At 73.2% G+C, this 14,282-nt stretch carries 10 protein-coding genes; 5 read left to right on the top strand and 5 right to left on the bottom strand.

Translation table 11 applies throughout. The features are described from left to right. Positions 1 to 63: 63 nt before the first annotated feature. The gene (locus tag ACH4FX_RS15575; protein ID WP_398479078.1) at positions 64 to 324 is read right to left on the bottom strand and encodes a hypothetical protein; all 261 of its coding nucleotides are present in this window, start codon (positions 322 to 324) and stop codon (positions 64 to 66) included. A 157-nt stretch (positions 325 to 481) separates the two neighbouring features. On the opposite strand from ACH4FX_RS15575, the gene ACH4FX_RS15570 reads away from it, so the two are divergent. After that, entirely contained in the window at positions 482 to 1,006 is a 525-nt protein-coding gene (locus ACH4FX_RS15570) for a PPOX class F420-dependent oxidoreductase (protein WP_398479077.1), read from the top strand. 38 nt (positions 1,007 to 1,044) lie between these two features. Here ACH4FX_RS15570 and ACH4FX_RS15565 read toward each other — a convergent pair whose 3' ends face one another. Next, positions 1,045 to 1,773, bottom strand: coding sequence for an SDR family NAD(P)-dependent oxidoreductase (locus ACH4FX_RS15565; RefSeq protein WP_398479076.1), 729 nt, complete (start codon positions 1,771 to 1,773; stop codon positions 1,045 to 1,047). 69 nt (positions 1,774 to 1,842) lie between these two features. Here ACH4FX_RS15565 and ACH4FX_RS15560 point away from each other — a divergent pair, with 69 nt between their 5' ends. Beyond that, complete coding sequence (locus tag ACH4FX_RS15560) at positions 1,843 to 2,382, top strand: MarR family winged helix-turn-helix transcriptional regulator (RefSeq protein ID WP_398479074.1); 540 nt, start codon at positions 1,843 to 1,845, stop codon at positions 2,380 to 2,382. A gap of 108 nt (positions 2,383 to 2,490) precedes the next feature. On the opposite strand, the gene ACH4FX_RS15555 is transcribed toward ACH4FX_RS15560, so the two are convergent. The 3 genes from ACH4FX_RS15555 to ACH4FX_RS15545 form a co-directional block, all read right to left on the bottom strand. Beyond that, on the bottom strand, positions 2,491 to 3,951 hold the full coding sequence (locus tag ACH4FX_RS15555) for a glutamate synthase subunit beta (protein ID WP_398479072.1): 1,461 nt from the start codon (positions 3,949 to 3,951) through the stop codon (positions 2,491 to 2,493). Further along, positions 3,944 to 8,572, bottom strand: a complete 4,629-nt coding sequence (gltB, locus tag ACH4FX_RS15550; protein WP_398479070.1) for a glutamate synthase large subunit — start codon at positions 8,570 to 8,572, stop codon at positions 3,944 to 3,946. The genes ACH4FX_RS15555 and gltB overlap by 8 nt, the downstream gene beginning before the upstream one ends. A gap of 311 nt (positions 8,573 to 8,883) precedes the next feature. Further along, positions 8,884 to 9,615: a VIT1/CCC1 transporter family protein gene (locus tag ACH4FX_RS15545; RefSeq protein WP_398479478.1), complete on the bottom strand. Its 732-nt coding sequence runs from the start codon at positions 9,613 to 9,615 to the stop codon at positions 8,884 to 8,886. 484 nt (positions 9,616 to 10,099) lie between these two features. Here ACH4FX_RS15545 and ACH4FX_RS15540 point away from each other — a divergent pair, with 484 nt between their 5' ends. From ACH4FX_RS15540 to ACH4FX_RS15530, 3 genes are all read left to right on the top strand, one after another. Beyond that, the gene (locus tag ACH4FX_RS15540) at positions 10,100 to 11,122 is read left to right on the top strand and encodes a LacI family DNA-binding transcriptional regulator (protein WP_398479068.1); all 1,023 of its coding nucleotides are present in this window, start codon (positions 10,100 to 10,102) and stop codon (positions 11,120 to 11,122) included. A 332-nt stretch (positions 11,123 to 11,454) separates the two neighbouring features. Then, a complete protein-coding gene (locus tag ACH4FX_RS15535) occupies positions 11,455 to 12,549 on the top strand; it encodes an ADP-ribosylglycohydrolase family protein (protein ID WP_398479066.1) in 1,095 nt (364 codons plus the stop codon). 449 nt (positions 12,550 to 12,998) lie between these two features. Then, positions 12,999 to 14,282, top strand: a complete 1,284-nt coding sequence (locus ACH4FX_RS15530; RefSeq protein ID WP_398479065.1) for an ADP-ribosylglycohydrolase family protein — start codon at positions 12,999 to 13,001, stop codon at positions 14,280 to 14,282.

Here is a 14,282-nt window from a genome sequence, read left to right as displayed (position 1 = left end):
CTGCCGGAGCTGCCGGAGCTGCGGAAAACGGCGGGGCTGGCGGCCCTAGCGGAGCCGGCGGACCTAGCGGAAGAGGATGCGGCGTACCGGGCCGCGGGCGAGGGCGGGCACCAGCTTCAGCGCCTCTTCGGCCGCGTCGTTGAGACCGGCGGCGTGGCTCTCCCGGCGGGTGCGCACCGCGCGTGCCAGAAGGGCGAGTTCCGCGGGTGCGGCGGCGGCGAGGCCGGGCGGCGGCGGAGCGCCGAGCGCTTCGGCCAGTTCCCGCAGGGCCGGGAAGTCGGGGCCCGCGCCGGCACGTGCGTCTGTACCTGGGTCTGTACCCACCGGTCCTCCCGGGATGCGGCTACGACGGCTGCCCAGCAGCGTCGTCGCGGACTGACTTTTAGTCAATAGCACGCACACGACAGACCGCCGCCCGAGCCGTCGCCACCGGCCGAGGCAGCCCGGTGCCTCCCCGCGGTCCAGCACTAAGCTCGCCCGTATGAGCCCTTCCATCGCCACCAACACCCGTGTGGATCTCGACCGCCTGCTGGAGTTCGTCCGCCCGCGGCACCGCGCGGTCCTGCTCACCCGCCGCTCCGACGGCACCCCGCAGGCATCGCCCCTGACGTGCGGCGTCGACGACTCCGGGCGCCTGGTGATGGCGACGTACCCGGAGCGCGCCAAGGTGCGCAACGCCCGCCGGAGCCCTTCGGTGAGCGTGCTCGTGCTGTCCGACGAGTGGAACGGCCCCTGGGTGCAGGTGGACGGCGAGGCGGAGGTCGTGGACGCGCCGGACTCGGTCGAACCGCTGGTCGAGTACTACCGCAACATCGCGGGCGAGCACCCGGACTGGGACGAGTACCGTGCCGCGATGCTCAAGCAGGGCAAGTCGCTGATCCGGGTGACGCCGTTGCGGTGGGGGCCGATCGCCACGGGCGGCTTCCCGGCCCGCCTCGCCGAGGAGGAGGACCGGGACGGGGACACCGGCGGCGGCACGTCCCGGGCGGACGAGGCCGGGAACTGACCCCCTGGCCGGCCCCGGGCCCGCGTCCGCCCGCCCGCTCAACGGGTCTTGTGCGCGCCCCCGTTGACGCCGATCACCTGCCCCGTGATGTGCCGCGCCCCCTCGGACGCCAGGAAGGCCACGGCCGCCGCGATGTCCTCGGGCCGGCCCGCGCGGCCCGTCGCGGTCTCCTCCACCAGCTGCGCGCGGCGCTCGTCGGGGAGCCGGTCCCGGAAGAACTCGGTATCCGCGATGTAGCCGGGCGAGACGACGTTGGCGGTGATGCCGCGCGGGCCGAGCGCGTTCGCCAGGTCGAGGTTCCAGGTGGTCAGCCCGGCCTTGGCCGCGCCGTACGCGCCCAGGGAGCCCGCGCCCCGGTCCGCGGCGATCGAGCCGATGTGCACCACGGCGCCGCCCGGGGCGAGCCGGGCCTCGACGGCCTTGGTGGTGAGGGCGGCGGTGAGCAGGTTGGCGTCCAGGTTGGCCCGGAAGGCCCGGGCGTAGGAGGCCAGGTCGTCCCCCGGCGCGTCGTCCAGGTCGGTGTTGCCGCCGGCGTTGTTGACCAGGACGTCGATCGACTCGGGCAGTTCGGCCAGGAGGCGGGCCAGCGCGGCGGGGTCGGTGTGGTCGCAGACGACCGCGCGGGCGCCGGTCTCCTCGGCGGCCTTCTCCAGGGGCGCCGGGCGGCGGCCGGTGACGGTGACCGCGTGGCCCTGCTCGGCGAAGTGGCGGGCGACGGCCAGGCCGATACCGGTGGCGCCGCCGGTGACCAGGATGGTGCGTGACATAAGGTAGCTCCCGACGTCATTCATTCAGGTCTAAATTTAGGTCTAAACGTAACACCGTCAGGAGGGCCCATGGCAAGTACGGACGCCCCGTACCCCGTCCAGGAGATCGCCGACGCCTGGGAACGCGAGCGCCCCGGCACCCCCGTCTCGGCCATCGGGATCGTCACGCCGGTCTGGCAGCTGGCCAAGCTGCTCGGCGACGACCGGCGCCGGGTACTGGCCCGCGCCGGGGTGGACACCGCCACCCTCGACCTGCTCAGCGTGCTGCGCCGGGCCGGCGACCCGTACACGCTCAGCACCCGCGAGCTGGCGGCGCGCTCCATGGTGACGGCCGGCGCGATCTCCCAGCGCGTCGCGCGCGCCGAGCGCGAGGGGCTGGTGGTACGCCGCGCGGGCGAGGGCCGCCCCCGCACGGTCTGGGTGGAACTGGCCCCGGCCGGCCACGAACTGGTCGAACAGACCGTGGACCAGGTACTGCACCGGGAGGCGGAACTGGTCAGCGGCCTGACGCCGGACCAGCAGTCTCAGCTCAGGGAGCTGCTGAAGCTGCTTCTCCAGGACGTACAGGCACGGCTGGGCGACGACCGGATCACGCAGGTGGGCGAGTAGTGCGCGGACACGGAAAGGAATGCGGCGCCTGCCCTCCGGTCGGGGAGGGGGACAGGCGCCGCGGTGTTCCGCACACCGTTGTGCGGGACATCTGTGAGCCGGGGACGGTTACACGGTCAGTGCGCGGTCCGTCGGCTTGATGGGGGCGGGCAGCGCGCTGGCACCCGCGAGGTAGCGGTCCACGCCGCGCGCTGCGGAGCGGCCCTCGGCGATGGCCCACACGATCAACGACTGGCCGCGGCCCGCGTCACCGGCAACGTACACACCCGGGACGTTGGTGGCGAAATCGGCGTCGCGGGCGATGTTGCCGCGCGCGTCCAGCTCCAGGCCGAACTGCTCGACCAGGCCGTTCTCCTGGTCGGTGCCGGTGAAGCCCATGGCCAGGGTGACCAGCTGCGCCGGGATCTTCCGCTCGGTGCCCGGCTTCGGCTCCGGGCGGCCGTCCTTGAACTCCACCTCGACCAGGTGCAGCCACTGCACGTTGCCGTCCTCGTCGCCCTCGAAGTGGGTGGTGGAGACCGAGTACAGCCGCTCGCCGCCCTCCTCGTGCGCGGAGGTGACCTTGTAGAGCATCGGGAAGGTCGGCCACGGCTGGTTTGGGTTCCGCTCGTCGCCGGGCTTGCCCATGATCTCCAGCTGGGTGACGGACTTCGCGCCCTGGCGGTGCGCCGTGCCGACGCAGTCCGCGCCGGTGTCGCCGCCGCCGATGACCACGACGTGCTTGCCCTCGGCGGTGATCGGGGAGACGGTCAGGTCGCCCTCCTGCACCTTGTTGGCGAGCGGCAGGTACTCCATCGCGAAGTGGATGCCGTTCAGCTCGCGGCCGGGGACCTTCAGGTCGCGGGAGGTGGTGGCGCCGGCCGCGATCACCACGGCGTCGTAGCGCTTGCGCAGCTTGGCGGCGTCGATGTCCCGGCCGATCTCCACCTCCGTACGGAACTTGGTGCCTTCCGCCCGCATCTGCTCGATACGGCGGTTGATGTGGCGCTTCTCCATCTTGAACTCGGGGATGCCGTAGCGGAGCAGTCCCCCGATCCGGTCCGCGCGCTCGTAGACGGCGACGGTGTGGCCCGCCCGGGTCAGCTGCTGGGCGGCGGCCAGGCCGGCCGGGCCGGAGCCGATGACGGCGACGGTCTTGCCGGACAGGCGCTCGGGCGGCTGCGGGGTGACGTCCCCGTTGTCCCACGCCTTGTCGATGATGGTGACCTCGACGTTCTTGATGGTCACCGGCGGCTGGTTGATGCCCAGCACGCACGCCGACTCGCACGGGGCCGGGCACAGGCGACCGGTGAACTCCGGGAAGTTGTTGGTCGCGTGCAGCCGCTCGCTGGCGGCCGTCCAGTCCTCGCGGTAGGCGTAGTCGTTCCACTCGGGGATGAGGTTGCCCAGCGGACAGCCGTTGTGGCAGAAGGGGATGCCGCAGTCCATGCAGCGCCCGGCCTGCTTGCTGATGATCGGCAGCAGCGAACCGGGGACGTAGACCTCGTTCCAGTCCTTGACGCGCTCGGCGACGGGCCGGGTCTTGGCGACCTCGCGGCCGGTGGTCAGGAAGCCCTTGGGGTCAGCCATTGATCGCCGCCTCCATCATCTTCTCGTGGGTCTCGGACTCGGAGAGCCCGGCTCGCTCGGCGGCGTCCTTGGCGGCGAGCACTGCCTGGTAGGTGGCCGGAATGACCTTGCTGAAGCGGGTCAGCGCGGCGTCCCAGCCGGCCAGCAGCCTGGCGGCGACGGTGGAGCCGGTCTCCTCCTGGTGGCGGCGCACGACGTCGTGCAGCCACTGCCGGTCCGTGGCGTCCAGCTCGGTGGTCACCGCGGCGGTCAGCTCAGGGTTGACGTTGGCCGGGTCCAGGTCGATCACGTACGCGATGCCGCCGGACATGCCGGCCGCGAAGTTGCGCCCGGTCTCGCCCAGGACGACGGCGTGGCCGCCGGTCATGTACTCGCAGCCGTGGTCGCCGACGCCCTCGGACACCACCGTGGCACCGGAGTTGCGGACGCAGAACCGCTCGCCGACCCGGCCGCGCAGGAACAGTTCGCCGCCGGTGGCGCCGTAGGCGAGGGTGTTGCCCGCGATGGTCGAGTACTCGGCCAGGTGGTCGGCGCCGCGGTCCGGGCGGACCACGATCCGGCCGCCCGACAGGCCCTTGCCGACGTAGTCGTTGGCGTCGCCCTCCAGGCGCAGCGTGATGCCGCGCGGCAGGAACGCGCCGAAGGACTGGCCGGCCGAGCCGGTGAAGGTGATGTCGATGGTGTCGTCGGGCAGGCCCGCGCCGCCGAACTTCTTGGTCACCTCGTGGCCGAGCATGGTGCCGACGGTCCGGTTGATGTTCCGGATCGCCACCTGGGCCCGTACCGGCTGCGCGGCCTCGGCGGTGTCCGCGGCCAGCGCGTCGGCGGACAGCCTGATCAGCTCGTTGTCCAGCGCCTTCTCCAGGCCGTGGTCCTGGACGGCGATCTGGTGGCGTACGGCGCCCTCGGGCAGCTCGGGCACGTGCAGCAGCGGGGCCAGGTCCAGGCCCTGCGCCTTCCAGTGGTCCACGGCCTTGGAGGTGTCGAGCAGGTCGGCGTGGCCGATCGCCTCGTCCAGCGACCGGAAGCCCAGCTCGGCCAGCAGCTCGCGGACCTCCTCCGCGATGAACTGGAAGAAGTTGACGACGTACTCGGCCTTGCCGCTGAAGCGCTCGCGCAGTGTCGGGTTCTGGGTGGCGATGCCGACCGGGCAGGTGTCCAGGTGGCACACCCGCATCATGACGCAGCCGGAGACCACCAGCGGCGCGGTCGCGAAGCCGTACTCCTCGGCGCCCAGCAGGGCCGCGATGACCACGTCGCGGCCGGTCTTGAGCTGGCCGTCGGTCTGTACGACGATGCGGTCGCGCAGGCCGTTGAGCAGCAGCGTCTGCTGCGTCTCGGCCAGGCCCAGCTCCCAGGGGCCGCCCGCGTGCTTCAGGGAGGTCAGCGGGGAGGCGCCCGTACCGCCGTCGTGTCCCGAGATGAGGACCACGTCCGCGTGCGCCTTGGAGACGCCCGCGGCGACCGTGCCGACGCCGACCTCGGAGACCAGCTTCACGTGGATGCGGGCCTGCGGGTTGGCGTTCTTCAGGTCGTGGATCAGCTGGGCGAGATCCTCGATGGAGTAGATGTCGTGGTGCGGCGGCGGGGAGATCAGGCCCACGCCCGGCGTCGAGTGCCGGGTCTTCGCCACCCACGGGTAAACCTTGTGGCCGGGCAGCTGGCCGCCCTCGCCGGGCTTGGCGCCCTGCGCCATCTTGATCTGGATGTCGTCGGAGTTGACCAGGTATTCGCTGGTCACGCCGAACCGGCCGGAGGCCACCTGCTTGATCGCGGAGCGGCGTGCCGGGTCGTACAGGCGCTCCGGGTCCTCGCCGCCCTCACCGGTGTTGGACTTGCCGCCCAGCTGGTTCATGGCGATGGCGAGGGTCTCGTGCGCCTCCTGGGAGATGGAGCCGTACGACATCGCGCCGGTGGAGAAGCGCTTGACGATCTCGGAGGCGGGCTCGACCTCCTCCAGCGGCACCGCGGGGCGGTCGGATTTGAAGGAGAACAGGCCGCGCAGCGTCATCAGGCGCTCGGACTGCTCGTTCACCCGGTCCGTGTACTGCTTGAAGATGTCGTAGCGACGCGAGCGGGTGGAGTGCTGGAGGCGGAAGACCGTGTCCGGGTCGAACAGGTGCGGCTCGCCCTCGCGGCGCCACTGGTACTCGCCGCCGATGTCCAGCGCGCGGTGGGTGGCGGCGATGCCGGTGGCCGGGTACGCCTTGGCGTGCCGGGCGGCCACCTCCTTGGCGATGACGTCGATGCCGGCGCCGCCGATCTTCGTCGTGGTGCCGTGGAAGTAGGCGTCCACGAAGGACTGGTCCAGGCCGACGGCCTCGAAGACCTGCGCGCCCCGGTAGGAGGCGACGGTGGAGATGCCCATCTTGGACATCACCTTCAGGACGCCCTTGCCGAGCGCCTTGATCAGGTTCCTGATCGCTGCCTCGGGGTCGGTGTCCTTCGGCAGGAACGTACCGGCGCGGACCAGGTCCTCGACGGACTCCATGGCCAGGTACGGGTTGACGGCGGCGGCTCCGTACCCGATGAGCAGCGCGACGTGGTGCACCTCGCGCACGTCACCGGCCTCGACGAGCAGGCCGACCTGGGTGCGCTGCTTGGTGCCGATGAGGTGGTGGTGGACCGCGGCGGTCAGCAGCAGGGACGGGATGGGCGCGTGCTCGGCGTCCGAATGGCGGTCGGAGAGCACGATCAGGCGGGCGCCGTCCTCGATGGCGGCGTCGGCCTCGGCGCAGATCCGGGCGATCCGGGCGGCCAGTGCCTCGCCACCGCCGGAGACCCGGTACAGGCCGGACAGGGTGACGGCCTTCATGCCCGGCATGTCACCGTCGGCGTTGATGTGGATGAGCTTGGCCAGCTCGTCGTTGTCGATCACCGGGAAGGGCAGCATGACGCTGCGGCAGGAGGCCGCGGTCGGCTCCAGCAGGTTGCCCTGCGGGCCCAGCGAGGAGATCAGCGAGGTGACCAGTTCCTCGCGGATGGCGTCCAGCGGCGGGTTGGTGACCTGCGCGAACAGCTGGGTGAAGTAGTCGAACAGCAGCCGCGGGCGCTCGGAGAGGGCGGCGATCGGCGAATCCGTGCCCATGGAGCCGATCGGCTCGGCGCCGGCCTTGGCCATCGGCGCCAGGATGACGCGCAGCTCCTCCTCCGTGTAGCCGAAGGTCTGCTGGCGGCGGGTGACCGAGGCGTGGGTGTGCACGATGTGCTCGCGCTCGGGCAGGTCGGCCAGCTCGATCAGGCCCGCGTCCAGCCACTCCTGGTACGGGTGCTCGGCGGCGAGCTGCGCCTTGATCTCGTCGTCCTCGATGATGCGGTGCTCGGCGGTGTCCACCAGGAACATCCGGCCGGGCTGCAGGCGGCCCTTGCGGACGACCTTGGCCGGGTCGATGTCCAGCACGCCGACCTCGGAGGAGAGCACCACCAGACCGTCGTCGGTGACCCAGTAGCGGCCGGGGCGCAGGCCGTTGCGGTCCAGGACCGCGCCGACCTGGGTGCCGTCGGTGAAGGTGACGCAGGCCGGGCCGTCCCAGGGCTCCATCATCGTGGAGTGGTACGCGTAGAAGGCGCGCCGGGCCGGGTCCATGGAGGGGCTGTTCTCCCACGCCTCCGGGACCATCATCAGCACCGAGTGCGGCAGCGACCGGCCGCCGAGGTGCAGCAGTTCCAGGACCTCGTCGAAGGACGCCGAGTCGGAGGCGTCCGGCGTACAGACCGGGAACAGGCGCTCCAGGTTGTCGCTGTTGCCGGTGGCGTCCGCGAAGAGCTTGCTGGCGAGCTGGGACTCGCGGGCCCGCATCCAGTTCCGGTTGCCCTGGACGGTGTTGATCTCACCGTTGTGGGCGACGAAGCGGTACGGGTGGGCCAGCGGCCAGCTCGGGAAGGTGTTGGTGGAGAAGCGCGAGTGGACCAGCGCGATGGCGGTCGCGAAGCGGCGGTCGGACAGGTCCGGGAAGAACGGTTCCAGCTGCCCGGTCGTCAGCATGCCCTTGTAGACGATCGTGCGCGCGGACAGCGACGGGAAGTAGACCCCGGCCTCGCGCTCGGCGCGCTTGCGCAGCACGAACGCCTTGCGGTCCAGGGCCAGGCCGGTGTCCTTGCCGTGCCGGTCGGCGACGAACAGCTGGGAGAAGGCGGGCATCGTGGCGCGGGCGCCGTTGCCGAGCAGCTCCGGGGCGACCGGGACGACCCGCCAGCCGAGGACGTCCAGGCCCTCCTCGGACGCGATCGTCTCGATCCGTGAGACGGCGGCCGCGGCGTCCTCCGCCACGGACGGCAGGAAGGCGATGCCGACGGCGTACGCGCCGGCCTCGGGGAGCCGGAAGGTGACGCTCTCGCGCAGGAAGGCGTCCGGAATCTGGAGCAGGATGCCCGCGCCGTCACCGGAGTCGGGCTCGGAGCCGGTGGCACCGCGGTGCTCCAGGTTGCGCAGGACGGTGAGGGCCTGCTCGACCAGCGCGTGGTCGGCCTCACCGGTGAGGGTCGCCACGAAGCCGACGCCGCAGGCGTCGTGTTCGTTGCGGGGGTCGTACATTCCCTGCGGGGCGGGGCGCCCGTCCATGGGCGACCAGGCGGCGCCGGCGCTGCCGGTGGTCGCGGAGTGCGTGGACGCGGAACGCATCGGCTCTCCCAACGTCGTCGTGGCATGTCTGGTGCCGAGGGACGACGTTGGCCCTCCGCGAAATTTCGTGCAGGTTACAGGATGGCTCGCTTCTCGAAAAGCGGATAGAGCCTTCCAGCATGCGGACACCGCTCGTGACGGTGGATCGATGGCGCGGGCGGACGGATCGGCCACCACCGGCGCCGTGCGCGTCGTTTCCGAGCAGGCGACATTGCCCGCAGCGCCTGGGCCTTATGCCCGGCCCCCGGCGGCATGAAACCGCCAAGTAACACTTTAATTATGCGAGCACCCGCATAGCGCTGCACCGGGCGTCACCCTACGGCCGTACCGAACAGTGCGCCCAGGACGTACGTCACACCCGCCGCGGCCCCGCCGAGGGCCAGCTGCCGCAGCCCGCTGAACCACCAGGACCGGGCCGTCACCCGGGCCACGACCGCACCGCACCCGAACAGCCCCACCAGCGCCAGCAGCACCGCGGGCCACAGCCGGGAGGCGCCCAGCAGGTACGGCAGCACGGGCAGCAGGGCGCCCAGCGCGAACGAACCGAAGGACGAGACGGCGGCGACCATCGGCGACGGCAGGTCGGACGGGTCGATGCCCAGCTCCTCGCGGGCGTGGATCTCCAGCGCCTGCTCCGGGTCCTTCGACAGCTGCCGGGCCACCTCGCGGGCCAGCTCCGGCTCCACACCGCGCGACTCGTACAGCGCGGCCAGCTCCTCCAGCTCGTCCGTGGGGTGCTTGCGCAGCTCGCGCCGCTCCACGTCCAGCTCGGCGAGGACCAGCTCCCGCTGGGAGGCCACCGACGTGTACTCGCCGGCCGCCATCGAGAAGGCACCGGCCGCCAGGCCCGCCAGGCCGGTGATGACGATGGTCTGCTGCGAGACCGCGCCGCCCGCCACGCCGGTCATCAGCGCGAGATTCGACACCAGCCCGTCCATCGCGCCGAAGACGGCGGGGCGCAGCCAGCCGCCGTTCACGTCGCGGTGGGTGTGATTGTCGCGGTGGGCGATGTGCGTGGGCGCCGAGGCGTCCATGACTTCCATGACGGACATGTGGGGACCCGTTCCCTTCTTGCGAGGTGTGGGCCGATCTCGGCGCTTCCCCCTCCAACACCTCGACGCTATGCGTCACTTGCCCCGCCGCGCTAGCAAGGAAGGCCGAACTTACCCCGCTGACCTGCGGTTTTGCGGATGCGGTGGCGGCGGGTGAGGGGTGGATCACAGCGCGGGGACGGGGCGGGGTGCGGAAAGCCGTACAGAAAACTGCGGAAAACCTCAGTGCGGCGGGGGTACGGAGGCGGGATTCTGTAAACGTTTTCAGTAGCCGATGCGTGAGGGGGCGGCGGAGATGGGACCGGGGATGGGGAAGCGGGCGGGCAGGGGTGGGGCGAGTGGGGGCCGGGCGGACGGAAGCGGGGTGGACGGAAGCCGGACGGGAGGCGGTCGGGTATCCGCTGCGGGGAACGGCGGTGGTACGGGCGGGGCGCTGGGCGGTGGTGCGGATGCGCGGCCCGGCGGAGCGCCGACGGTGGAGACCATCGCGGTGCGGGCCGGTGTGTCCATCGCCTCGGTGTCGCGGGTGCTGAACGGGCACGGCGCGCGTCCCGACACGGTCACCCGCGTCGAGCGGGCCGCCGCCGAGCTGGGCTACGTCCCCAACGCGGTGGCCCGGTCCCTCAAGGGCGGCCGCGCCATGCAGGTCACGTTCGCCATGCAGGACATCGGCAACCCGGCGTACGTCTCCATGGTCCGCGAGATACAGGCCGTCATGAAACCGGCGGGCTACCGCCTGCTGCTCCACTCCACCGACGCCGTCGTCGAGGACGAACTCGCCGTCCTGCACAGCCTCGCGGACCGTACGAGCGACGGGCTGGTCCTGTGCCCGATCCGCATCACACCCCGGCATCTGGACGCCCTCGCCCGGGCCGCGCGCCCGGTCGTCGTCATCGGCTCGCTCCCCGACGACATGCCGCACGGCCCGCTCGTGGACAGCGTCCGCGCCGACTCCGTGACCGGTGCCGAGATGGCGGTGCGCCACCTCGTCGAGACGGGCCGACGCCGCATCGCGTTCGTCAACGGCCCCGCCGACACGGTCCCCGGCCGCAACCGCGCCCTCGGTTACCGCACGGCCCTGGAGTCCTGCGGTCTCCGCCCCGAGCCCGAGCTGACGGCGACCACGGACTTCACCGTCGAGGCGGGCGCCGCCGCACTGCACGGCCTGCTCGACGCCCGGCCCGACATCGACGCCGTCTTCTGCGCCAACGACCAGCTGGCGCTGGGCGGTTCACAGACGCTGCACGCGCGCGGCCGGTCCATCCCGGACGACGTGGCGGTGGTGGGCATGGACGACACGGTCCTGGCCCGCGCCGGCTGGCCGCCGCTGACCAGCGTGGACCTCGGCTCGGCCGAGCGCGGCCGGACAGCCGCCCGCATGCTGCTGGACCGGCTGCGCGGGCCCGTCGGCGCACCCCGCGCCCCGGCCCGCCGGGAGACCGTCATGCCGCGCCTGAGGGTCCGCGCGTCCTCGGCACCGGCTGCCGCCTCCATATGAGGGGTGGGCGGGGGCCGGCTTGCGGGGTGCCGAGGGCCGGCCTGCGGGGTGCCTGCCGGGGGCCGGCATGCGGAGCGACCGGGCGCCGGCATGGCGGGTGACCGGGGACCGGGCCGGCATGGCGGCTGGACGAGCCTGAACCGCCGTCGGGCCACCGGTCCCGGCCGCCTGGGACACCCGCGTATCGCGCCCGCCCCCCCCCGCCCCCCGCACCCCCGCACCCGCCATTCGGCATCCCGCAACCCGCAACCCGCAACCCGCGCCCCGGACTCACGCTTCCACCGACCTGCGCCTGCACCCGCACGCACTCGGATCAACAGATCGGCACCCACATGAGCGCACTGCACCTCCCGCTCCCGAGCCCCCCGTCCGCCCGGCGTCCGCCGCTGCGCACCGTCCCGCCGTCCCGGCCCGCGGGGTGCTCCGCCGATCTGCGGGAGCGGGCGCGCGGCGCGCTGCTCGGTCTCGCCGTCGGGGACGCCCTCGGCGCTCCCGCGGAGAACATGAAACCGTCCGAGATCCGGCAACGCTGGGGCCGCATCGAGGGCTTCGTGACCGACGACCCGGTCGGCACGGACGACACCGAGTACGCCATCTTCTCCGGGCTGATGCTGGCCGAGCACGGCTCGTCGCTCACCGTGGCCCATGTCGAGGCGGCCTGGCACCAGTGGATCGCCGACCTGGACGAGGGCCCGTTCCGCGGCGCGGGTTTCAGCGAACGCGGCACCCTGGAGAACCTGCGCCGGGGCCTGGCCGCCCCGATCTCCGCCCAGCACCGGCACGCCTGGAGCGACGGCCTCGCCATGCGCGCCGCCCCCTTCGGCGTCTTCGCCGCCGGCCGCCCCGCCGAGGCCGCCCGGCTGGTCGCCGTGGACGGCACGGTCAGCCACGACGGCGAGGGCATCTACGGGGGCCGGGCGGTGGCCGCGGGGGTCGCCGCCGCCATGGTGTCCGGGTCCACGGACGCCGTCATCGCCGCGGCGCTGTCCGTGGTGCCCGAGGACTCCTGGACCGCCCGCTCACTGCGCCGCGCGGTGGCCGCCGCCCAGCGTTCCCGGCTCACCCCGGGCAGCACCCGGCTCGGCACCGAACGGGCGGTCCGCTCCGCCGTCGTCATCGGCGGCTATCCGTGGACCGACCTCGCACCCGAGGCGGTGGGCCTGGCCTTCGGCGCTTTCGCGGCGTCCCGCGGCGACTTCCCCGCTTCGGTGCTGACCGCCGTCAACATGGGCCGGGACGCCGACACGACGGCGGCGGTGGCCGGTGCGCTGGCGGGTGCGCTGGGCGGCGCCGGTGCCGTCCCGGACCACTGGGCCCGGGCCATCGGCCCGGCCCGCGGCAGCTGCCTCCCGTCCATGGCGGGTTACCACGTCCTGGACATCGCCGAGTTGCTCACTCCCCTGTCCGACGAGGTGACGGCATCATGACCCGCGAACCACTCCCGATGCCCGGCCCCCTCCCGACCGGCGGCCCTCTCCCGCCCCGGGAGCGCGCACACCCAACAGCCGTCGCGGACACCGCACTTACGGCACCACGCACCCGTACGGCAGCTGCCGTCGACCGGTGGCACCGCTCAGCGACTCCACCCGGCGTACAACCACCCGACGCCCACCCGCCCCCGTCCGGAAGCACGCCGCCTCCCCCACCCGGGAGCACGCAGCCTCCGACACCCGGAAGCTCGCAGCCGCCGACACCCCGCGCCCGGCCCGCTGCGGCGGCGCACGGCGACGCTCCGGCTCGGTGTGCCGCCAGGGGCCGGGCCACCGGTCCCCCGCCCGACGGCGCCGCGGACCCCCGCCGTATCGAGGGGCTGCTGCTCGGGCTGGCCGCGGGGGACGCCGCCGGGTGGCCGGCCGCCCGGCACCGGGCCGCGCGGATGCCCGAGTGGACGCGGCGGCTGACCCGCGAGCTGGACACCTTCGCCGAGCAGAACGCGACCACCACCCTGCCCGTGCCCATCGCGCTCAACCAGCCGCCCGAGCCGCTGCGCCTGGGCCCGTCGGACGACGCCGAGTGGGCGGCCTTCACCGCCGAGGCCGTACTGACCGCCGCGGGCGCGCCGCTCAGTGACCTCGGCCGGGACCGCCGGCTGCGTACCGCCCTCGACCTCGCGTGGAACGCGCTGGCCGACGAGATCGCCGCAGCCGCCGAGCGGGCACCCGAGGTGGAGTCGGCGGTGCTCCCGCTGCGCGCCCGCATCTCGGTACGGGCCGGGCTCGGCAATCTCGCCGCCGGGCTGCGCCCGCCCGCCACCGGCCATGACAATCCGCACTACTTCGACGACGCCGCATGCGTACGGGCCTGCGTCCTGGCCGTCGTGCACCCCGGCAACCCGCTCGCCGCCGCGGAGCTGGCCGAGTTCGACGCGCGCTACACCCAGGACGGTGACGGAGTGTACGGCGCCCGCGCCATGGCCGCGGCGGTCGCGGCGGCGCTCGGCGGCGCCCCGGCGGACGCCTGCGCGGAGGTGGCACTGACCCAGTTGCCGGAGGGCACGGAAATCCGCCGCAACGCCCTGCACGCCGTGCGCCTCGCCCGCACCGTGACCACCGGCCACCCCGGCCACGGCTCCGATCCTGGCGCGGGCTCCGGCCCCGGCGCGGGCTCCGGCCCCGCCCACAACTCCGGCCCCAGCACCGGCCAAGGCCCGCACTCCGATCACGTCTCCGGTCTCAGCACAGCCCCCGCTCCTCCGAGCCACCCGCACCACCCGAGCCACCCCGATCGCTCCGCTCGCCCCGACCACCCCAGCCGCCCCGGCAACGCGTTCGTCCTCGTGCCCACCCTGGAGCACGAGATCGTCGATCACGTCTACAGCTACGGCATCGCCGCGGCCGAGACGGTTCCCGTGGCGCTCGCCCTCGCCATCGCGGGTGGCGGCCGGCTGGCCGAGGCGGTGCCCGCCGCCGCCTGTCTCTCCCGCGTCGCCGACTCGGCCCCCGCTCTCACCGGCGCGCTGACCGGCGCGCTCGGCGGGGCGTCCGGTGTCCCGGGCACCTGGCGCGACGCCTGCCGGACCCTCTCCGGCTGCGCACTGCCCCGGCTGGCCGGCACCGACCTCGTCGGCCTGGCCGCGCGGCTGGCCCGTACCGAACTGACCGCCCCGGAACCGACCGCGCACCATTCCCGCACGTCAGACCCCGAATCCTGGAAGGACTGA

The organism is Streptomyces sp. NPDC018019 (assembly GCF_044327805.1).
In the GTDB taxonomy this organism is placed as follows: Bacteria; Actinomycetota; Actinomycetes; order Streptomycetales; family Streptomycetaceae; genus Streptomyces.
The sequence above is the reverse complement of the archived record's forward strand: the minus strand, read 5'-3'. Positions and strand labels throughout refer to the sequence as shown.

Excerpts from the sequence above, each read along its gene's own strand:
- ACH4FX_RS15570 (WP_398479077.1), top strand. The coding sequence starts at position 482 with ATGAGCCCTTCCATCGCCACCAACACCCGTGTGGATCTCGACCGCCTG.
- ACH4FX_RS15565 (WP_398479076.1), bottom strand. The coding sequence starts at position 1,773 with ATGTCACGCACCATCCTGGTCACCGGCGGCGCCACCGGTATCGGCCTG.
- ACH4FX_RS15560 (WP_398479074.1), top strand. The coding sequence starts at position 1,843 with ATGGCAAGTACGGACGCCCCGTACCCCGTCCAGGAGATCGCCGACGCC.
- ACH4FX_RS15555 (WP_398479072.1), bottom strand. The coding sequence starts at position 3,951 with ATGGCTGACCCCAAGGGCTTCCTGACCACCGGCCGCGAGGTCGCCAAG.
- gltB (WP_398479070.1), bottom strand. The coding sequence starts at position 8,572 with ATGCGTTCCGCGTCCACGCACTCCGCGACCACCGGCAGCGCCGGCGCC.
- ACH4FX_RS15545 (WP_398479478.1), bottom strand. The coding sequence starts at position 9,615 with ATGGAAGTCATGGACGCCTCGGCGCCCACGCACATCGCCCACCGCGAC.
- ACH4FX_RS15535 (WP_398479066.1), top strand. The coding sequence starts at position 11,455 with ATGAGCGCACTGCACCTCCCGCTCCCGAGCCCCCCGTCCGCCCGGCGT.
- ACH4FX_RS15530 (WP_398479065.1), top strand. The coding sequence starts at position 12,999 with ATGCCCGAGTGGACGCGGCGGCTGACCCGCGAGCTGGACACCTTCGCC.